This is a genomic window from Microbacterium sp. Ld4, from assembly GCF_045066555.1.
Lineage (GTDB): Bacteria > Actinomycetota > Actinomycetes > Actinomycetales > Microbacteriaceae > Microbacterium.
The window spans coordinates 206,666-227,049 of sequence record NZ_JBISHE010000013.1; the positions used below are offsets into that span (position 1 = coordinate 206,666).

The window sequence follows — 20,384 nt, forward strand, 5'->3', positions numbered from 1 at the left end:
CGGTGACCGATTCGCCCCACCTTCCGCGCCGCGCGAGCCTCGAGCTCCTGCGCGCCGAAGCGGCGGACGAGCTCTCCGTGCTGGTCGAGGAGCGTCTCCGTGACGGCGAGGACCCGTGGGAGTTCATGGAGGATCTTCCGACCGTCGACGAACTGGTCGTCCTGACCCTCCGAGCCGAGAACATCGCAGCCAACGGCGGGCAGCGTCCCGGAGAGGCACGCACCTACCGGGTTCTCCGTCAGATCGCCCTCGACTTCCCCGAGCTCAGCCCCGCCGTCTGGCGACTGCTGGGGAGCGAGCCCCACCGGACCTGGGACCTCTCCGTCCGCGTGTCCTAGGAGTCGTCGCTCGTTCGCGTCGATCGGCTACGTTCGTCAGCGTGCGCCGACCGATCCGCCCCGCCACCGTGTACCTCTCCCCGGAGAGAGCGCTGGGCACGGATGCCGCAGACTCGTCCGCTCTCGTCGAGGGACTGCGGCAGCGGAGCATCCCGGCGGTGGTGTGCGATCCTCGCCGCGGCGAGGCTCCGATCGTCCGCGTCGCGCTCGATGCCGACGACGCGATCGTCGTCGCGGATGCTGCCGGCGAACTGCACTCCGTCCCCTCGCCCGATCTGCTCACCTCACTTGCCTCCCTGTGGGGTGTCGATCTGCTGCTCGAGGCAACCGGTGTCGTCGAGACGGCATCCCACCCGAGAACGCCGGAGGACGGCGCTGACGGCGCTCGCGTGGCGGCATCCGGCCGGGCCATCGGTGCGGAGGTGGGAGCGCCTCAGGGGCCGGGAGAGGGCGTGCAGCGCGTGTCCGGCCAGCTCGTCTATCTCGTTCTCGGCGAGATGCCCTCGGATCCGGCGCGTCGACGGGAGTTGGCGCAGCAACTCGAAGCCTCACTCACGATCGTGCCCCTCCCCGGTGGGCGCCACGTGATCGTGCCCCACACGGTGCCGAGCGACTATTGGCCTCCCGCGCAGCGGCCCGTCCTGGCGATCGGCGTCGACAAAGGATTCGTGACTCTCCGGGCGTTCACGCGTGGGTCCCTCGAACGAGCCACGGGCCGCGAGAACCTCGCACTCCGTGTCGTTCCCGACCTCACGATCTCCTGGATGCCGGAGCCCCGGCGGGCGCTCCCGGATGCCGCCGCGGTGGCCGAGGTGCAGGACATGCTGGCCTCGGCGAGGATAGACCAGGCGCAGGACAGGGTCGATCTCGACCGGGAGCAGGCGTTCCGGGTCGGCGGGGAGATCCTGACGGAGTTCGGTGTGGATCGGGCGTCCCTGACCGCGCTGCTGACCCGCACCGCAGATGCCGACCTCGTCGATGACCTCGCGGCCGTACTCGGGCTGCCTGCCCCGGTGGTCGCTCTGGTGCGCGGAGAGCACGACGTCGACTCGCTCCCGGGCGCTCATCGCATCGAGCGCACGTCGCTCGGGCGGCTCGTGTGGGAGCAGTCCAGGTCGCGCCCGAGCGGACCGTCGTGGCTGCACCGCATCCGCGGGTTCGCGCTCGACCATCCGCGTCTGGCGGTAGGCCTGACGGCGATCGAAACGCTCGTCGTCGGCATCCTCGTCTTCATCGGCATCACCGCGCCGCCGTCAGGGGGATGGAACGTCGCTCTCTGGATGCTGGTGGTCGCCGTCGCGATCGATGTCGCCAGCGACGTGGTGCTGCTTGTCGGGCTCTGGCGCAGACGACGTTCCACGTGAAACGACCCACCCGACGCACGGAAGAGGGCCCGGAGACATCGTCTCCGGGCCCTCTTCACGACACTGACTCAGCCGATGTAGTCGGCGAGGTCCTGCTGCAGGGCGAACTTCGGCTTGGCGCCGATGATCGTCTTGGCGACCTCACCCTTGGAGAAGACCTTCATCGCGGGGATGGAGGTGATCTGGTACTCCATGGCGAGCTGCGGGTTCTCGTCGACGTTGAGCTTCAGAACCGTGATCTTGTCGGGGTTCTCGGTCGCGATCTCATCGAGGATCGGTCCGACCATGCGGCAGGGGCCACACCATTCCGCCCAGAAGTCCACCAGAACGGGGCCTTCGGCGTCGATGACGTCCTGCTGCCAGGTGCTCTCACTCGTGGCCTTGGCGGTCATATCTCTGTCTCCTTAGGAATCGACACGGAAGGTGTCTGTGTTGAGAACGTGGGGCGTGCCGAGATTGTTCCGCAGCCCCAGGGGGTCACGCGCTGACGGCGTCCTTGGCTGCAGCGTCGTCCGCGACGGTCGCACCCGGCAGTCCGTCGATGATCGAGGCATCCTCGGCCGGAGCACCGGCGTCGCCGCGCGCGGCAAGATAGTGCTCGAGGTCGAGCGCCGCGACCGTGCCGCTGCCGGCCGCGGTGACGGCCTGACGGTACGTCGGGTCGATCACGTCACCGGCCGCGAACACACCCGGAACCGACGTGTGCGAGGTGCGCCCGTCGACCCAGATCGTGCCGTGCTCGGTGATGTCGAGGACATTGTGGACCAGGTGCGTCCGCGGGTCGTAACCGATCGCCACGAACACGCCGTCGAGCGCCAGCTCACGTTCGCTGCCGTCGACGGTGTCGCGCAGGCGAACGCCCGACACGGCATCCTCACCGAGGATGTCGACGATCTCGCTGTTCCAGACGAACTCGATCTTCTCGTTCGCCTTCGCGCGGTCCTGCATGATCTTCGACGCGCGGAGCTCGTCGCGACGGTGGATCACGTAGACCTTCGAGGCGAATTTGGTCAGGAATGTCGCCTCTTCCATCGCGGAGTCGCCGCCGCCGACGACGGCGATGACCTTCTCGCGGAAGAAGAAGCCGTCGCAGGTCGCGCAGTAGGAGACACCGCGACCCGACAGGCGGGTCTCACCCTCGATGCCGATCTTGCGGGGGGCGGAACCGGTCGCGAAGATCACGGCCTCCGCTTCGTGGGTCTTGCCGCTGCCCAGGGTGATGCGCTTGATGTCGCCGGCGACGTCGAGGGCGGTGACATCGTCGTAGACGACCTCCGCGCCGAACTTCTCGGCCTGCTCCTGCATCTTGGTCATCAGGTCGGGACCCATGATGCCCTCGGGGAAGCCGGGGAAGTTCTCGACCTCGGTGGTGTTCATCAGCTCACCGCCGGCCTCGACCGAGCTCGCGATCACGAGGGGCTCGAGGTTGGCACGGGCTGCGTAGATCGCCGCGGTGTACCCCGCCGGACCCGAGCCGATGATGATGACCTTGCGCACGTTGGTTCCCTTCGTCGTCGAGGCGATGTTCGCGCCTCGACATGTTCAACCCATGCTAGCCGCGCTGCATTCCGCGACCGGGGTGCTCATCGGCCGGGGAGGAAGCGTCGTGCGGCCCGCAAGGCGGTGGTGAGCTCCGGAGTGCGGAATGCCGCGAGGACGCCTCCGTACACGAGCAGCGTGACACCTCCGATGAGGCCGGCGCCGACGAAGCCGAGGGCACGCTCGGACACCGCCCACCCATCCACGCCACCGAACAGCGCGAAAACGCCCCAGCCCGCCGCCGCAGCCGGGACGGCGGCGAGGGCGAATCGCAGGATGCCGCGGAACGCGCCGCCGAGACCCAGCGGGCCGATCTTCCGGCGCAGCAGGGTGATCGCCAGGGCGAACTGGACGATGTTGGCGACCGATTGACCGAGGGCGATCGCGACGGCGAGCCAGGCGACCGGCAGGATGCCGGCGCGCACGAGCGCGGAGGCTGCCAGGGCACTGGCGATCACGAGCGCGGCCTGGACCAACGTGTAGAAGAACGGCGTACGCGTGTCCTTGAGTGCGTAGAACGTCCGCTGGATGCCGAACTGGAAGGAGAGCGGCAGGAGCGCCACGAGGTAGGCGGCGAGCACCCACCCGAAGTCGACGGCGTAGTCGGGGGTGGTGGTGAAGATGCGCGACAACGGCACGACCGCCACGATCATCGCGGCGAGGATGCCGACCATGAAGATGCCGACGGTGCGGGTGAGCGACGACAGGTCGGCCGTGACGGCATCCGTCCGCCCCTCAGCCACGTGCTCGCTGAGCTTCGTGTAGTACGGGGTGCCGAGCGAGAGCACGATCACCGAGAACGGGAGCATGAACAGGAGCCAGGCGTTCTGGAGTGTGGCTCCCGCTGCGCCGACGCCGGAGGCGGAGCCGACGATGTTGATCTGGAAGGCACCGGCGATCTGGCCCACGACGACCATGAGGAACGTCCATCCGGCGAGGCGCCCGATGTGGCGGAGACCGATGCCGCGCCACTGGAAGTCCGGACGGACGTGCAGCCCGGCGCGGCGCCAGAAGAGGAAGAGGATGCCCGCCTGGACGACGATGCCGAGAGTTGCCGTCCCGCCCATCAAGGCGATCATCCCGGTCGTCCAGCCCGTGGCTTCCTCGTACGTGCCGAACAGTGCGATGAAGACGCCGAATCCGGCGATCGACACGAGGTTGTTCACGATCGGTGACCACGCGAACGGGCCGAAGATGCGTCGGGCGTTGAGGATCTCGCCCACGAGGGCGTAGAGGCCGTAGAACAGCAGTTGCGGCAGGCACCAGTACGCCAGCGCCAACGTGAGGTGCTTCGCCTCGTCGCTCTTGAAGTTCCCGGCGAAGATCTCGACGAGGAGGGGCGCGGCGACGACCGCCACGGCGGTCACGACCAGGAGGGCGAGGATGCCCAGGGTCATGAGCTTGGAGACGAACGCACTGCCCCGATCGTCGTGCGTCTTCACCGCCTTGACGATCTGCGGGACGATCACCCCCGCGAGGAGGCCCGAGGAGATGAGCGCGAAGACCGAGTTCGGCAGCTGATTCGCGACGGCGAACGAGTCCGCGGCCCTGGCGCCGACAGTGCCGATCGCGATGGTGAGGACGACGTTGCGGATGAGCCCCGTGATGCGGGACGCCATGGTGCCCGCGGCGACGGTGGCGCTCGCGCGGCCGAGCCCGGCCATCAGGCGTCCACCGGCATCCGGCGGCGTCGCCTCACTGTGCGGACGATGCCGAAGACGAGAAGCGCGCTCACCAGGACGGAGAGGGTGATGACGGCGACCGACTCCCATTCGGCGTGCACGGAGACGGCGACGGTCTGACGCGCGCCGAGATCGATCCCTGTGGGACTGCGCAGCTGCAGGTCGATCGAGGAGTTGCCGCTGCCGACGACGGCCTCGACCGGAACCTCCACCCGCGAGCTCTGCTCGCCGCCGACGATGAAGGTCGGGGCGTCCTGGATCACCAGGCGCGCATCGTTCGGGGTGGCGAGGAGGTCGACGGTCGCGGGCCAGGGCAGATCATTGCGCACGGTGAACACGAGCGCTGCGCTGGAACCGGCGAGCGTGATGTCGCTCCCGGGGATCAGCGACACGCCCTCGCTCCACGTCGCGATGCGCTCCCGGTGCGCCGTGACGGCGGCGGTCCACCCGTCGTCGTCGCCGCGCCACCCGTTGCCCATGAGCTGCAAGACGGTCGCGCGCTCGTTGGACATCAGCAGGTCGGGGTCGGCCAGCACCGACGCCACGCGCCGCAGGCGGGGTTCGGCGGAGGTGAACGCCCGGACGGCGTCGGCACGGTTCTCGTCCGCGGGAAGCGAGGGCAGCACGACGCGCTCCGGGGAGCTCTCGGCGAGGGCGTCGAGGGTCACGGCCGATCGACCCGGGAGGTCGGCCACGGCGAGGATCGCGTCGCGGAGAGCAGCGCCCGAGCGCGTCGTCGAGCGATCGACGGTCAGCAGGAGGGGGGCGTCGCTCGACGCGAGCTCGATGCGCGCCGTCAGGGTGGTCAGGCGGGAGGCGCGCGCGACCGGGGTGTCGGTGGCGGATGCCTCGGCGAGGGCGTCGGAGAGCGCGGCGTCGTAGAGGAGCAGATCGGCGCTCTCGGCACTTGCCCGGGGGCCGGCATCCGCGTCACCGGTGACGTCGTCGGGAAGGAGGGTCAGGGGGACGTCGGTCGGCGAGGGGGCAGCTCCGAGCGCGGTCGCCACCTCGGCCCCGGCGGTGCCGGTAGCCGGCCAGAACACGCCGTCGCGACTCGCGCCGATGTCGAGGATCTCCGCCACCGTGGGGAGGTCGACCGGGGCCGGGGTCGGTGTGGCCTCGGGGGTCGCCGCATCTGCCGCTTCGGGCTCGAAGTTCACCGGATCGAGGTAAGGGGCGAACGAGGTCATCGTCAGGGGGGCCTCGAGCCCTGCGGCGACCTGCGCCGACAGGTCGGCGTCGCCGAACTGCAGGGCGAAACGCTTGTTCGGAAGCCCCATGAGCCGGTCGAGCCACGCGGTGGCCTCGGCGGGCGCGCTCGATCCGAGCACACGGATCGAGGCGACGATGGCCGGGTCGACGGCGAGGATCGCGGGCGTCGCGGCGACCGCATCGAGCTGCGCGGTGAGGGCGCCGTCGGCACCGGTGAGCTCCGTCAGGGCGTCGGCGCCCAGCAGACCCGTCGTGATGGGGCCGGCGGTGATCGGGACGATGACCCCGACGCCCGCGTCCGGTGCCGCCGTATCGGGGACGATCAGGAGGCTCCGGGCCGTGAAGGTCTCGTCGGCCCCCGTGTAGGTGCCCCGGAGGGGGTAGACGCCCGGGTCGAGGTCGTCGATGCCGGCATCCTCCTGATCGACGGCCAGGGTGAGGCCGGTCTCGCTCTGTCCGGCGAGCTCGTCGACGTCGACGGAACCCACGTCGCGGAAGGCGCCGTCGGCGGTGCCCTGATCGAGCCAGGCCGTGAGGGCCGTGTCATCGCGCAGGCGCGTGGCGCCCTGCTCGACGACCATCTCTCCCGCCACGAGGGAGTCATCGCCCGAGTTGACCGCGGTGAGGGAGAGGACGACGGGACGACCGGGCGAGACGACGCCCTGGCCCGTCGGCGCGAGCGTGAACTCGACCTCGGCACCCGCGGCATCGTCGGTGGTCGCGGCCGAGGCAGGCAGGGGCGACAGCAGCACGAGGGCGGCGGCCACGGCGGCGGCAGGGCGCACCCAACGCGCGCGGCGGGGCGCGCGGCGGCCGGAGGCAGACGAGAACAGGGTCATGGCGAGGTCGATTTCCTGTGCGATCCCTGACCGCACCATCTCGTGTGAGTCTAGGGTCCGCGTCCTGAAGGCCCCCCGATTGCGCCAGTGTGCCCTCCGATCCCCGCCGGGAACGGGCACCGGGGCCGCCGCCCTGTTGAATGGTGGGGTGAGCAGCATCCCCCCTCCTGAGCCCGCCCTCGTGGGCGCCCTCCGCGCCGACCTCTCCGCCGCCGGGTACACCGCCGCGGCCGTCCGGGGAGCCTGGGGCGTGCTCGCCGACGAGGCGACCGGGCGCGGGGTGCTCGGACCGGCCCTCCGTGCCCTCGGCGGGCGGAGCGACGCGCTCGCGGCCCTCGCGCGCACGCTCTTTCTCGGTCTGTCGTCACCCGTGGCCGAGGTCGATGGCGCGCTGCCCTCCGCCGGGGCCGCGGGCCTCGCAGCGCTCGGGCTCGCTCGGGTGGACGGCGACACCGTGACGCCGACCGCCCTGCTGCGCCCGCAGGACTTCGCGGATGCCGCCGGCTCGGGTCACTGGTGGATCGCGAGCGACCTCGACGAGGCCGCCGTCGGCGGCGCCCTGCCGACCGGCCACGTGCTCGGGGTCGGCGGTGCGTCACTCACCCTTGCGGGCCTGCAGCTCGGGAGTCCGGCGGAGCGGGTGTTGGACCTCGGCACGGGATGCGGCGTGCAGGCCCTCCGGGCGCGGCGCAGCGCCCCACGGGTCGTCGCCACCGACGTCTCGGAGCGGGCCCTCCGGTTCACGGAGCTGAACGCCGCGCTGAACGACGTGGACGGCATCGAGACCCGTCTGGGGAGCCTCTTCGAGCCGGTCTCGGGTGAGCTTTTCGACCGGGTGGTCTCGAATCCCCCCTTCGTCATCACGCCGCGCGTCGCCGGCATCCCCGAGTACGAGTACCGCGATGCCGGGCTCGCGGGCGATGACCTGGTCGCCGCTTTCGTCGGGGGCGTCGGCGACGTTCTCGCACCGGGCGGCACCGCTCAGCTGCTCGGCAACTGGGAGTACCGCGGCGGCGAAGACGGTCTCGATCGGGTGCGCGGGTGGGTGGCGGCATCCGCCGTGCCCCTCGACGCGTGGGTCGTGGAGCGCGAGCAGCTCGACCCGCTCGCCTACGCCGAACTGTGGGTCCGCGACGGCGGGACGGCGCCGGGGAGCCCCGACTACGCCCGGCTCGTCGACGCCTGGGTCGCCGACTTCGCCGTGCGCGGTGTGACGGAAGTGGGATTCGGCTACCTGCTGCTGCGGCGTCGCGACCCCGGTGCGCCGGCGCTGGCGCGGTACGAACGGGCCACCGGCACCGTCACGGGCGCACTCGGCGGTCACATCGAGGCGTCACTCGCGGCGTGGGACGCGCTCGCCGTGCTCGACGACGATGCGCTCGCACAGGCCACGACCGTCGCCGCCGAGGACGTGACCGAGGCCCGCCACCATCGCCCCGGGGTGGAGGAGCCCGCCGTCATCGAGCTGCGCCAGGGCGCCGGTTTCGGGCGGATCCTCGACGTCGACCCGGCGCTCGCCGCCCTCGTCGGCGCGAGCGACGGCGACCTCGCCGTGGGAGTGCTCATCGACGCGATCGCGCAGCTGCTCGAGGTCGATGCGCCGGCGCTTCGCGCCGACATCCTGCCGCGGGTGCGCGAACTCGTGTTCACGGGCTTCCTGCGGCTGGCCTGACCGAAGCCCCCGGCCGGCCCTCGGTAGGCTCGAACCCATGCTGAACATGGCCGACGGTCTCGCGCGCCTGGGCGCGCTCGCCGATGCTCCGGTGACGGCCGCACTCGGCCGGGCCTTCGCCGATGCCGGTTTCGAGCTCGCTCTCGTCGGCGGGCCCGTGCGCGACGCGCTGCTCGGCCGGACGACGAACGACCTCGACTACACGACCGACGCCCGGCCCGACGACATCCTCCGCATCGTGAAGCCCCTCGCGACCGCGACGTGGGACATCGGCCGCGCCTTCGGGACGATCGGCGCCAAGGTCCGCGGCGAGCAGGTGGAGATCACCACCTACCGCGCCGACAGCTACGACGGCGTCACCCGCAAACCGACCGTCGCGTTCGGCGACACCCTCGAGCAGGACCTCGTGCGCCGTGACTTCACCGTCAACGCGATGGCGCTCCGGATCCCGGGCCCCGCGCTCGTCGACCCGACCGGCGGCGTCGAGGACCTCGTCCGCGAGACGCTCCGCACCCCCACCGATCCCGACGTCAGTTTCGGCGACGACCCGCTCCGCATGCTGCGTGCGGCGCGCTTCGCCAGCCAGCTCGGGATGCAGGTCGACGACGCCACCATCGAGGCGATGACCCGCCTCGCGTCGACGCTCGCGATCGTCAGCCCCGAGCGCATCCAGGGCGAGCTCGTGAAACTCCTCGCGACCGAGCGGCCGGGCGACGGCATCCGTCTGATGGTCGACACCGGGCTCATGGAGCTGTTCCTCCCCGAGGTGCCGGCACTCCGCCTCGAGGTGGACGAGCACCACCACCACAAGGACGTCTACGAGCATTCGCTCACCGTGCTGGCACAGACGATCGACCTCGAGCACTCGCGTCACCCGGATGCCGCCCCCGACGTCACCCTGCGACTGGCGGCGCTGCTGCACGACATCGGCAAGCCCGCGACGCGCAAGCTCGAGCCCGGCGGCGCGGTCAGCTTCCATCACCACGACGTCAAGGGCGCCCGCATGTCGAAGAAGCGCCTGCAGGCGCTCCGGTTCGACAGCGCGACGATCGACGCCGTCTCGCAGCTCGTCGAGCAGCACCTGCGGTTCTTCGGCTACGCCGAGGGCGCCTGGACCGACTCGGCTGTGCGCCGCTACGTCCGCGACGCGGGCGATCAGCTGGAGCGCCTCCACATCCTCACCCGCGCCGACGTCACGACGCGGAACAAGCGCAAGGCCGGTCGGCTGCGGTCGGCGTACGACGACATCGAGACCCGCATCGCCCAGCTCGCCGAGGAGGAGGAGCTCAACTCGATGCGGCCCGAGATCGACGGCAATCGCATTCAGGAGCTCCTCGGCATCGGCCCCGGCCGGGAAGTCGGCGAGGCCTACCGCTTCCTCCTCGACATCCGGCTCGACGAAGGCGTCATCGGCACGGATGCCGCGGAGTCGCGCCTCCGCGAATGGTGGGCCGCTCGCGGCTGAGCCGGGCGTCACACTCCGACGCGCACCGTCACGGGGCGTCGCACTCCTTTGCGCCCGGGCGGCGGCGTGGCACGGTGGCTCGCGACCCTGACCGCCTCGCCGCCCGGAGGACCCCGTGACCGAACAGCCGAAGACCGCCGAGCCCCTCAAGTTCGCCTACTGGGTGCCCAACGTCAGCGGCGGGCTCGTCATCAGCGACGTGCCGCAGCGCACCGGCTGGGACTACGACTACAACGTGACGCTCGCGCAGACCGCGGAGCGGGTCGGCTTCGAGTACGCGCTGAGCCAGGTGCGCTACGCCTCGAGCTACGGCGCCGCCCAGCAGCACGAGTCCACGAGCATCAGCCTGGCGCTGCTGCTCGCGACCGAGAAGCTGAAGGTGATCTCGGCCATCCACCCCGGGGCGTGGCATCCCGCGGTGCTCGCGAAGTTCATCAACACGGCCGACCAGTTCTCCCACGGTCGCGCGGCGGTCAACGTCGTCGCGGGGTGGTTCAAGGACGAGTTCACCGACCTGGGGCTGGAGTGGCTCGAGCACGACGAGCGCTACGAACGCGCGGCGGAGTTCATCCAGGTCCTGCGGGGCCTGTGGACGCAGGAGAAGTTCTCGTTCGACGGGAAGTACTACCAGATCAACGACTTCACCCTCCGGCCGTTCCCCGTCGAGGTCCCGGGCCGCCCGCATCCCGACATCTTCCAGGGCGGCAACTCGACCGCCGCCCGCGTCAACGGCGGTGCCGTGGCCGACTGGTACTTCTCGAACGGGAAGGACTTCGACGGCTTCACCGAGCAGTACGACGACGTCACCCGCGTCGCCGTCGAGCACGGCCGCCGCACGCGGTTCGGCCTCAACGCCTTCGTCATCCAGCGCGATTCCCGTGAGGAGGCGCTCGCACAGCTGCGGGAGATCATCGGCGGGGCGGATGCCGCCGCGGTCGAGGGCTTTCGGAAGTCCGTGCAGGAGGCCGGTGCGTCGACCTCGGACGGCAAGGGGATGTGGGCGGATTCGTCACTGGAGGACCTCGTCCAGTACAACGACGGCTTCCGCACCCAGCTGTTCGGGGATTCGCAGCAGATCGCGGAGCGGATCATCCGGTACAAGAAGCGCGGCGTCGACCTGTTCCTGCTCGGCTTCCTGCACTTCCAGGAGGAGCTCGAGCGCTTCGGCACCGAGGTGATCCCGATCGTGCGCGAGCTCGAGGCCGACCTCGACCGCCGCGGCGAACTGCTGCTCACGGACGCGGGCTGACGCCGGCCGTCAGCGCCTCAGCCGCCGCGCGTTCGTCAGGTCGATCACGAACAGCGCGATCCCCTGGATGACGACGGCCAGGCCGTGGCCGCGCGCCTGATCTCGGGTCAGTCGTCCGCCGAGCGACGGCGTGCGCGCCGCCAGATGTCCCCCCGCGGCGACGTATCCCACGTCGAGGGCGACGTTGACGAGCAGTATCCGCCGGAGCACACGAGCCGCGACAGGGCGACGTGTGGGCGCGGCGAGGGCCGCCAGGCCGAGGTCGACCGCGCCCCACATCGCCGACTGCTGCCCGAACGTCCGCGCCGCCGAGGAACGCCCGGTCAGCGCGAGTATTCCCCCGAGGGCGACCGACGCGGAGCCCCATGCGGTGAGGCCGCGCACGAGCCGGCGGGTGACCTGAGCGGCATCCGGAGTCATGCGCCCATCCTCTCGCGAGTCAGCGGCTGTTCACCCGGGAGCCACCCGCCGGTCATACGGGCTTGTGAGGATCGGCGGGTGCCGAAACCCCTTGTGACCGCGATTCTGCCGGCGAAGGATGCCGGGCCGTACATCGGGACGACCCTCACCACCCTCGCGCGCCAGTTCGACGACCCGGGGATGCTCAAGATCGTCGTGATCAACGACGGCTCTCAGGACGACACCGCCGCGCAAGTGCGCCACTTCACCCGCGAACTGCCCGCCGTCGAGATCGTCGAGAACGCTCAGCCCGTCGGCCTCGCCGCCGCCCGCAACCAGGGACTCGACCGTGTCGAGGGTGACTTCTTCTGCTTCGTCGACGGCGATGACTGGATGCAGCCGCTCCGGCTGCAGAGCCTCGTCGAGTCCATGCGGTCGCTGGAATGCGACTTCGTGCGGACGGATCACGTCACCGACACCGACGGCCGACGGCGACTGGTGCGTGCGCCGTTCGGCTGGCGCGGCCGCACCGCCTCGCCGCGGGAGGCGATCCTCCCCGCCGATGAGACCACCATGGTCGACTACCCCTATGCCTGGGCCGGCATGTTCCACCGCCGGGTGCTCGACGACGGCCTGGCGCACTTCTCGCCCGGGCTCTTCACCGCCGAGGACCGGCCGTGGATCTGGCGCCTGCACCTGCGGGCGGCGTCGTTCGCCGTCGTCGACGCCCCGGCGATCCTGTACCGCCGCGGAGTCGCGTCGTCGCTCACCCAGGTGCTCGATCGCCGTCAGCTCGACTTCCTCCCCGCCTTCGCGCAGACCCTCCGCATCGTCGAGGACGATCACGAGGCCGAGCGGTTCCTCCCGAAGGTCGCGACGACGACCATGTCGATCTGCGCCCACCATCTCTTCCGGGCGCGCGCCATGTCGGCGACCGACCGCACGGCTCTGCGTCGCGGCATCCGGGACCTGCTCCGAGCGATCCCCGAGAGCGAAGTCGAACCGGCGCTGAGCCGGCTGTCCGACCGGCGCCGCCGGATCCTTGCGCGCCTCGTGCGCGAGGTCCGCACCTCATGAGCCAGGTCTTCGTCCTCAACTCGGCGTACGGACTGATGACCGCCGTCGCCGCGATCGACTCGGGACGCATCGCCGCGGCGCCGTCGGGGCGCATCCTCGTGGCGGTCAACGCGGCGATCATCCCCGAGGCGGCCGAGAGCATCGCCGACGCTCCGCACCTCGCGTCGCTGCGCGATCGGTTCGATCGTGTCGTCTCCCTCAACGACCTCGTCGCGCCCGAGCGGCCGGCGCACTGGCGACCGCGCCCGTCGGACGCTCCGGTCATCGAGCGCCTGCTGCGACAGGCGTGGGATCTCGGCGCGGGCCCCGTCGACCTCTTCCTGCAGAGTCCGCAGGTCGCGCCGTCCCGCGTCTTCGTCGACCTCTTCCCGGGCTCGTCCCTCACCGTCGTGGGCGATGGGCTCATGACCTACTCGCCCATCCGCAACCGGTGGCCTCGCAAGGTGCTCGATCGCGTCGTCGGGGTGACGTACGCCGACACGGTCGCCGGCGTCTCGCCGCTGCTGTTCTCCGAGTCGGGGGCGCCGCGGATCCCCGTCGGCGTCGAGGCGCTGCGCGCCGTGGTCGCCGAGGTGGCCGAGTCGACCCGGGATCCCCGCATCGACGCGCTCGCCGCGATGGAGCGGCCGGCGCTCGTTCTCGGCCAGTACCTCGCCGCCCTCGGACTCGTGAGCGCCGCCGAAGAGCAGGCCATGCAGGAGCAGATGATCGACCGCGCCCTGGAATGGTCGCCGTCGGCGGTGGTCTTCAAGCCGCATCCGTCTGCAGAGCCCGCGATGATCGAGGGCCTCCGCCGGCATGCCCGGTCGCGCGGCGTCGACTTCACCGTCTATCCGGGAGCCGCACCGGCCGAAGTTCTTGCCACACGGATGCCGCTGGTCGGCTCCGTGGCGGGGTTCTCGACCGCTCTGCCGACGTTGCAGGCGCTCGGTGGGTCGCCGATCGCCGCGGTCGGCACGGAGATCCTCCTCGGACGGCTCACCCCGTACGAGAACGGCAACCGGATCCCGGTCACGATCATCGATGCGCTGACGCGACGGGACTCGCCCTACGCCGAGCCCGGCGCGATGCAGCAGCTCGTGGACGCCGTCGGCTACGCGATGCAGCCGCGCATCGTCGAGCATCTGCGTCCGCGGGCGGAGGAGTTCCTCGCCGCCGCGCCCGGCGCGGAGCGCGCCCGGTACTTCTCGGCCGCGCGCGTCGGGTCGCTCGCGCTGCCCGGCGGCACGCCGCCGCGCCTGGCCGAGCGCCTGCTCGCTCCGGTCGGCGGCGCGGGCCGCCTCGCCGAGGCTCAGCTCGCGATCCGCGGCGCGCGTCGCCGCACCACCCGCGCCTGGAAGGCGCTCCGAGGAGGATGACATGACCCGCACGCAGGATCCCGCCACCGGGCCGGCCGTCATCGCCGTGATCCCGGCGCGCGGCGGATCGAAGGGCGTTCCGGGGAAGAACCTCCGACCTGTCGCCGGTGTGCCCCTCGTCGTCCGGGCTGTGCGTGCCGCGGAGCGTTCGGGAGCCGTCGACCTCGTCGTCGTCTCCACCGACGATGACGCGATCGCCGCGCTGGCCCGAGAGGCCGGCGCGCACGTGGTCGCGCGTCCGGCCGACATCTCCGGCGACACCGCATCGTCGGAGAGCGCCGTGATGCACGCCCTCGACACTCTGGCCGAGGAGGGCATCGACCCCCGGGTGGTGGTGTTCCTGCAGGCGACGAGTCCCTTCATCCCGAGTGAGGCGATCGCCGAGGGCATCGCTGCCGTGGCGGGCGATCGCTGCGACAGTGCCTTCTCGGCGCGGGAGAGCTATGAGTTCGTGTGGCGGAGGGATGCCGAGGGGCACGCCGCCGCGCTCGGGCACGACGCCGCTCACCGTCCCCGTCGCCAGGACCGGGACCCGCACTACGTGGAGACGGGCGCGTTCTACGTGTTCACCGCCGACGGCTTCCGCGCCGCCGGGCACCGCTTCTTCGGTCGCACGATGATCGTCGAGGTGCCCGAAGCGACCGCGATCGAGATCGACGATGCCGACCAGCTGCGCGTCGCCGGCGCGATCGCCGCGCTCGTGGAGAGCGCCGACGCGATCGATGTCGACGCCGTGGTGACCGACTTCGACGGCGTGCACACCGACGACACGGCGTGGGTGGATGCCGCAGGTGGCGAGCAGGTGCGGGTGAGCCGTTCCGACGGGATGGGCGTCTCGCTCCTCCGGCGCGCGGGCGTGCCGCTCCTGATCCTTTCGACCGAGCAGCATCCGGTGGTCCGAGCGCGTGCTGAGAAGCTGAAGGTCGCCGTCCAGCACGGCGTCGACGACAAGAGCGCCGCCCTGACGGCGTGGGCCGACGAGATCGGCGTGCCGCTGTCGCGCGTCGCGTATCTCGGCAACGACGTCAACGACCTCGCCGCGATGGCGCTCGTGGGGTGGCCGGTCGCGGTGGCCGATGCGCAGCCCGAGGTGCGCGCCGCCGCGCGCGTCGTCCTCGACCGCCGCGGAGGCGACGGCGCGGTGCGGGAGTTCTGCAACCGCGTCCTCGCTGCGCGCGCGGACCGGTAGCCCGCGCCTCACGCACCGGACGGCCGCCCGCCCGACGGACGCCACCCGGGGTTCATCCGGTATTCACGGTCGGCGCGCACGCTGAACGTGTTCACGAAGAAAGGACACCCCATGACGGTCACCATCGGCTCCCACGTGCTGGGCGGCGGCAACCCGGTCTATGTCATCGCCGAGATCGGACTCAACCACAACGGTGACGTCGAGATCGCGAAGCGGCTCATGGACGTCGCGGCGCGCAGCGGCGCGAACGCGGTGAAGTTCCAGAAGCGCACTCCCGAGATCGCGACGCCCCCGCACATGCGCGACACCCCCCGCGACACCCCGTGGGGCACCATGACCTACCTCGAGTACCGCTACCGCGTCGAGTTCGACCGCGAGCAGTACGTCGAGATCGGCGACTACGCCACCATGCTCGGACTCGACTGGTTCGCCTCCCCGTGGGACGTCCCCAGCGTCGACTTCCTCGAAGACCTGGGCGTCGTCGCCCACAAGGTCGCCTCGGCCAGCCTCACCGACATCGAGCTCCTCGAGGCACTGCGCGCCACGGGCAAGCCGGTGATCCTCTCGACCGGCATGTCGACGATCGACCAGATCGACCGTGCCCTCGAGGTCCTCGGAACCGACCGCACCGTGCTGATGCACGCCACCTCGACCTACCCGATGGAGCCCGACGAGGCGAACATCAAGATGATCGCCTCGCTGCGCGACCGGTACGCGGGCATCCCCGTCGGATACTCGGGGCACGAGCGCGGCCTGCAGATCTCCCTGGCCGCCGTCGCGCTCGGCGCCGTCGCGGTCGAGCGTCACATCACGCTCGACCGCACCATGTGGGGATCCGACCACGCGGCATCCCTCGAGCCGGCAGGCCTCGAGCACCTCGTCCGCGACATCCGCGTGATCGAGACCGCTCTCGGTGACGGCGTGAAGCGCGTCTACGAGGGTGAGCTCGCGCCGATGGCGAAGCTGCGGCGCGTCCCCGCATGAGCGCGGCCCGCGAACGCACCTCGCTGACGCGGGTGGTGGCGATCGCGGATGCCGATTCCTTCGTGAAGTGGGCCGCCGCGCTGGTCGACACCGTCCCCGCGGCGGACCCGCATCTCGTGCTCGTGAAGACACCGCTCGTCGTCAGTGCCGCGCAGGAGCGCGCGGCACTGACGGGAACGGCGATCCGCCCCGAGTCCGTCACGCGCCTCGCGCATGATGCCCTCGCGGCCTGGCTGACCGACGACCGGCCCGATGTGGTGGTCGTCGCCGGCCGGGGACCGTTCGTCCGTCTCGTCATGCGCGAGATCGACCGCGTCACCCCCCGTCCCGTGGTCGTCACGGGGCTCCCGGGCATGTCGATCCCCGCTCAGCGCGGCGCGGCCCTGTACCGCCGCGAATCCGACCTCATGGTCGTGCACTCCCGGCGCGAGCTCCGGGCGTTCGGTCAGCTCTCCGAACGTCTCGGTGTTCCCCTCAACCTGGGCCTCGCGACGCTGCCCTACGCACGCCCCCGCACCGCGGCCGGCGGAGGCACCGACCTGGTCTTCGCGGCGCAGGCCATCGTCCCCCGCGACGCATCCGATCGTGCGGCGATCGCCCGCATCCTGCTCGCCGCGGCGTACGCCGATCCGCAGCGACGCGTGGTCGTGAAGCTTCGCTCCCGCCCCGACCTCGGCGAGGCGGAGACGCACTTCGAGCGCACCGAGTTCACCGATCTGCTCCGTGACCGTCCCGACAACCTCGTCTTCTCGCACGAGCCCATGTCGACGGCGCTGATGAACGCCGAAGGGCTCGTCACCGTGAGTTCGACGGCGGCGATCGAAGCGATGGCGATGGGGGTGCCGGTGATCGCTCTCGACACGTTCGGGGTCTCCAAGACCCACCTGAACACGGTCTTCGCGAACAGCGGTGTCCACGGCTCCGCGGAGGATGTCATCGAGCGCCGCTTCCGGCATCCCGACAGCGCCTGGATGGACGACAACTACTTCCACGACCCGGCGGAGTCGACGTGGTGGACGAAGGTCGAAGCCCTCGTCGAACGGCGTCGTCGCGGTGATCTCCCGGCGCGCGAGGTGCGCGTTCCTCGCGGCGGCTGGCTGCATCTGGCCTGGCAGCGCAAAGCCGTGCTCGGGGGGGAGGATCACACGCTCGTCGGTGCGGTGGCGATCGCCGTCGGCGCACCGGTCGTGTCGGCGATCCTGTTCGCGCGCAAGGTCCTCGGACCCCGCGGCTCGGAGACCTGGTTCGACGACACCAGCGACATCACGGTGACGCCTGCGCGCTATCAGGACCCGATCGTCCGCCGGCGCACCCTCGCGTCTGCCGGGATCGACTGATCGGCCTCAGCGCACCAGGCCGAACAGCCCTGCCTGGAACGAGAAGAAGACCGCGGCGAACACACCCACCACGATGAGCGCCGCCCACGGCACCCCGCTCTGCAGCCGCCGGCCCTGTGGCGCGACCCCGGGCGGAGGCCGCATCGCCTCGGCCGGAGGGGTGAAGGGAAGGGATGCCGCCTCGGCACCCGCCATCGCCCCGGCACCCGCCATGTCCCCGGCACCCGCCATCGCACCGGCCACAGGCGGTGCGAGGTGGTCGTCGCGCCACCGCTCCCACTGGCCGAGCTTGTCGAGCAGCGCGCCCACGACGGAGAACAGCCAGGCCCAGGTCGTCGGATCGAGCGTCGAGAAGTCGCGCTTGGCGTAGAGGAACAGCCAGTCGTCGACGATCTCCACGTCGAGCTGCGCGGCGTGGTCGATGAACCGCGCCATGATGTCGGGCGTGAACAGATAGACCGCGTCCTGCTCGTAGCCTTCCGGGCAGTACAGCGCGAAGTGGCGATCGAAGTCACCCTCCAGGCTGAGGCGCTGATCGCGGTCGAACATCTGCGGCAGGTTCGAGCCGAAGAGGCCGTTGTTGCCGACGGCATCCAGCACGATGTGCGGAAGCGGCGATGCCAGCTTGATGGCGACGTAGCCCCAGCGGTGGGTGGTGCGGTTCTTCCCCGAGCCCGTCGTGTACCGGTAGTTGGCGAACTCGACGAAGCGCGGACGATCGCCGCGGAGGATGTCGGATGCCTGTCGCGAACTGCCCTGCGCGAAGATCATGCCGGGCAATGGCGGATCAGCGGCCTGCGGAAACCACGTCATGCCATTGGCCTGCGCGAATCGGTCGAGGCGGTACCAGCGCTCCGCCGATGCCCGACTGCTGCGGAGCAGGAGGAGCGCGACGCCCAGCGCGACGGCGGCGAACACCACCAGCGAGGCGACCTGTCCGCCCACGTCGTCGATGGCGAACGACATGACGACGATCGTGACGAACGTGTTCACCGAGAAGATCACCACGAACACCACGAACACGATCGCGATGACGATGCCGGCCGCTGAGCCGTTCCGCGGCGCTCGTCCCGACGCGATGAGCTGCTTCCGGTTCGCCGTGACGGTGGCACGGTCGACGGGGTCGGTCAGCGGCCGGGAGTCGAACGTCGGCGCCGTCACCGGTTCACCTCGTCGTCCACGCCGTACCCGAGGACCGCGTCGACAGGAATCTCCGCCGCCTCCAGCCGTGGGTCGCCCACGATGGCGGCGATCAGTTCGGCGCTCCCGGCGACGATCGTCGAATCGAAGTCGACCTCCGACACCACCGCCCAGGCGTGGTCGTCCGGCCACAGGAGGCTCGGACTCGTGGCGCTCGGCTCGAAGCCGTGCGCCTCGGCCGGGAGGTCGCGCCACGGCATCTGGAGTTCCCAGTCGTCGACCGCGAACTCTTGCGCGCCGCCGCGGAACATCACGAACGCGCGCTCGGGGAGCCGCAGCCGCGGGCCCTCGGAGATCTCTCGCGACAGGATGCCGTCTTGCCAGGTGGCCTTCCGGAAGACGTTGTTCCAGACCTCCTTCACCGAGCGTCCGAGCATCTCGTTGTGCCGCTGCAGGTCGGCGTCACCGGGGTCACCGGCCTGGAAGAACGAGCGAGACGGGCCTGTGCCGAGGCGGCCGACGAGACCGCCCGATCCCTCCCAGAGCGCCGCGAAACCAGCATCCGGGGTCGTCGTGTGAGCCGCGAGAGACTTCGCCAGGGCGGTGAACAGGTCGGGTTCGAGGGCGCCGACGGAAGGGTCGTCGAACCAGCGGCCGTCGGACGAGTCGACCTGTCCGCCGCCGTCCGCACCGCTGCCGGTGAGGGGACCCCACTGCGCACCCGGGTGGAACACGGTGCCGAACGCCTGCGCGGTCTCACCCCACGTCACCCGACGGTGGACGATGCGCTGCTGAAGATCCTGGAGCTCCGACGGCGCGCTCTCGCGCCACTGCTCGAGCGACGGCATCCGTTCCCCGGGAATCTCCTGCACGGATGCCGGGTGGAAGACGCGCGCGTAGGCCGCGAAGCCCCGGGGCACGACGTCGTGCATCGTGCCGCGCCAGGGGTCGTCGATGCGCGCGGTGAGCCAGTCGCCGGCCGAGACGTCCACAGTCCACTCCATGGCCCTCACGCTACCGGCGACGGCCCGGGCGCCCGTGCCGCTGCCCGGGCCGTCGCTGATCCGGCGCCTGTCAGCCGGCGTCCGCTGCGCGGACGTCGATGACCCAGGTCACGCCGAACCGGTCGGTGAGCATGCCGAATCCGGCGCTCCATGCCGACGCGGCGAGGGGCTCGACGATCGTCGCCCCGTCGGCGAGGGCGTTCCACCTGACGGAGACCTCGTCGAGCGAGTCACCCTGCAGGGAGACGAAGAAGGGGCGGTCGGTGATCGTCATGCCGTTCTCGCGCCGTGTGGTGCCGGCGATCGTCGTGGAGTCGGCCGACTGCCCCGGGACGTCGTAGGCCATGAGCCGGAAGCCGTCGGCAGAGCTCACCAGACCGAACACGACACCGTCGGCGCCGGGCAGCTCGCGCGGCATGCCGACATCGCCGTAGGTGGTGACGGCGACGTCGGCGTCGAAGACGGAACTGTAGAACTCGAGGGCGGCACGGGCGGTGCCGGCGAAGTTGAGATGGGTGGTGGTCGTGATCGTCATG

General features: G+C 70.9%; 18 protein-coding genes. 10 read left to right on the top strand and 8 right to left on the bottom strand.

From position 1 onward, the window contains the following. The first annotated feature begins 2 nt into the window (after window positions 1-2). Together ACJJV7_RS11635 and ACJJV7_RS11640 are read left to right on the top strand one after the other, a co-directional pair. Complete coding sequence (locus ACJJV7_RS11635; RefSeq protein WP_405374560.1) at window positions 3-338, top strand: tryptophan synthase subunit alpha; 336 nt, start codon at window positions 3-5, stop codon at window positions 336-338. A gap of 41 nt (window positions 339-379) precedes the next feature. Further along, on the top strand, window positions 380-1,702 hold the full coding sequence (locus ACJJV7_RS11640) for a hypothetical protein (RefSeq protein ID WP_405374558.1): 1,323 nt from the start codon (window positions 380-382) through the stop codon (window positions 1,700-1,702). Window positions 1,703-1,770: 68 nt separating this feature from the next. Here the strand turns inward: ACJJV7_RS11640 and trxA are convergent, their stop codons facing one another. The 4 genes from trxA to ACJJV7_RS11660 form a co-directional block, all read right to left on the bottom strand. Then, window positions 1,771-2,094, bottom strand: a complete 324-nt coding sequence (gene trxA / locus ACJJV7_RS11645; RefSeq protein ID WP_405374556.1) for a thioredoxin — start codon at window positions 2,092-2,094, stop codon at window positions 1,771-1,773. A gap of 85 nt (window positions 2,095-2,179) precedes the next feature. Next, complete coding sequence (gene trxB / locus ACJJV7_RS11650; protein WP_405374554.1) at window positions 2,180-3,199, bottom strand: thioredoxin-disulfide reductase; 1,020 nt, start codon at window positions 3,197-3,199, stop codon at window positions 2,180-2,182. A gap of 86 nt (window positions 3,200-3,285) precedes the next feature. After that, on the bottom strand, window positions 3,286-4,905 hold the full coding sequence (gene murJ, locus ACJJV7_RS11655) for a murein biosynthesis integral membrane protein MurJ (RefSeq protein ID WP_405374552.1): 1,620 nt from the start codon (window positions 4,903-4,905) through the stop codon (window positions 3,286-3,288). Beyond that, window positions 4,905-7,013: a DUF6049 family protein gene (locus ACJJV7_RS11660; RefSeq protein WP_405374550.1), complete on the bottom strand. Its 2,109-nt coding sequence runs from the start codon at window positions 7,011-7,013 to the stop codon at window positions 4,905-4,907. The genes murJ and ACJJV7_RS11660 overlap by 1 nt, the downstream gene beginning before the upstream one ends. 109 nt (window positions 7,014-7,122) lie before the next feature. Here ACJJV7_RS11660 and ACJJV7_RS11665 point away from each other — a divergent pair, with 109 nt between their 5' ends. The 3 genes from ACJJV7_RS11665 (at window position 7,123) to sfnG (ending at window position 11,360) form a co-directional block, all read left to right on the top strand. Then, window positions 7,123-8,646: a methyltransferase gene (locus ACJJV7_RS11665; protein WP_405374548.1), complete on the top strand. Its 1,524-nt coding sequence runs from the start codon at window positions 7,123-7,125 to the stop codon at window positions 8,644-8,646. A gap of 37 nt (window positions 8,647-8,683) precedes the next feature. Then, window positions 8,684-10,111, top strand: coding sequence for a CCA tRNA nucleotidyltransferase (locus ACJJV7_RS11670; RefSeq protein ID WP_405374546.1), 1,428 nt, complete (start codon window positions 8,684-8,686; stop codon window positions 10,109-10,111). A gap of 115 nt (window positions 10,112-10,226) precedes the next feature. Beyond that, the gene (sfnG, locus tag ACJJV7_RS11675) at window positions 10,227-11,360 is read left to right on the top strand and encodes a dimethylsulfone monooxygenase SfnG (protein WP_405374544.1); all 1,134 of its coding nucleotides are present in this window, start codon (window positions 10,227-10,229) and stop codon (window positions 11,358-11,360) included. Between the two features lie 9 nt (window positions 11,361-11,369). Here sfnG and ACJJV7_RS11680 read toward each other — a convergent pair whose 3' ends face one another. Continuing rightward, on the bottom strand, window positions 11,370-11,780 hold the full coding sequence (locus ACJJV7_RS11680; protein WP_405374542.1) for a DUF6992 family protein: 411 nt from the start codon (window positions 11,778-11,780) through the stop codon (window positions 11,370-11,372). A 78-nt stretch (window positions 11,781-11,858) separates the two neighbouring features. Between ACJJV7_RS11680 and ACJJV7_RS11685 the strand changes: the two genes are divergently transcribed. The 5 genes from ACJJV7_RS11685 to ACJJV7_RS11705 all read left to right on the top strand — a co-directional run bounded on the left by ACJJV7_RS11685 (window position 11,859) and on the right by ACJJV7_RS11705 (window position 17,704). Then, the gene (locus ACJJV7_RS11685; RefSeq protein ID WP_405374540.1) at window positions 11,859-12,836 is read left to right on the top strand and encodes a glycosyltransferase family 2 protein; all 978 of its coding nucleotides are present in this window, start codon (window positions 11,859-11,861) and stop codon (window positions 12,834-12,836) included. Then, window positions 12,833-14,194 (top strand): polysialyltransferase family glycosyltransferase, encoded by a 1,362-nt coding sequence (locus ACJJV7_RS11690; protein ID WP_405374538.1) that lies wholly within the window; start codon window positions 12,833-12,835, stop codon window positions 14,192-14,194. Before ACJJV7_RS11685 ends, ACJJV7_RS11690 begins: the two co-directional genes overlap by 4 nt. A 1-nt stretch (window position 14,195) precedes the next feature. Next, entirely contained in the window at window positions 14,196-15,383 is a 1,188-nt protein-coding gene (locus tag ACJJV7_RS11695; protein ID WP_405374536.1) for a cytidylyltransferase domain-containing protein, read from the top strand. Between the two features lie 111 nt (window positions 15,384-15,494). Beyond that, window positions 15,495-16,367, top strand: coding sequence for an N-acetylneuraminate synthase family protein (locus ACJJV7_RS11700; protein ID WP_405374534.1), 873 nt, complete (start codon window positions 15,495-15,497; stop codon window positions 16,365-16,367). Further along, a complete protein-coding gene (locus tag ACJJV7_RS11705; protein WP_405374532.1) occupies window positions 16,364-17,704 on the top strand; it encodes a DUF6716 putative glycosyltransferase in 1,341 nt (446 codons plus the stop codon). The genes ACJJV7_RS11700 and ACJJV7_RS11705 overlap by 4 nt, the downstream gene beginning before the upstream one ends. A gap of 6 nt (window positions 17,705-17,710) precedes the next feature. Here the strand turns inward: ACJJV7_RS11705 and ACJJV7_RS11710 are convergent, their stop codons facing one another. The 3 genes from ACJJV7_RS11710 to ACJJV7_RS11720 form a co-directional block, all read right to left on the bottom strand. Beyond that, complete coding sequence (locus ACJJV7_RS11710) at window positions 17,711-18,865, bottom strand: hypothetical protein (RefSeq protein ID WP_405374531.1); 1,155 nt, start codon at window positions 18,863-18,865, stop codon at window positions 17,711-17,713. Beyond that, window positions 18,862-19,848 carry a hypothetical protein gene (locus ACJJV7_RS11715; protein WP_405374529.1) on the bottom strand — a complete coding sequence of 329 codons (987 nt, stop codon included), beginning with the start codon at window positions 19,846-19,848 and terminating at the stop codon, window positions 18,862-18,864. The genes ACJJV7_RS11710 and ACJJV7_RS11715 overlap by 4 nt, the downstream gene beginning before the upstream one ends. A gap of 70 nt (window positions 19,849-19,918) precedes the next feature. Then, window positions 19,919-20,383, bottom strand: a complete 465-nt coding sequence (locus ACJJV7_RS11720; RefSeq protein ID WP_405374527.1) for a VOC family protein — start codon at window positions 20,381-20,383, stop codon at window positions 19,919-19,921. Between the last annotated feature and the right edge of the window lies 1 nt (window position 20,384).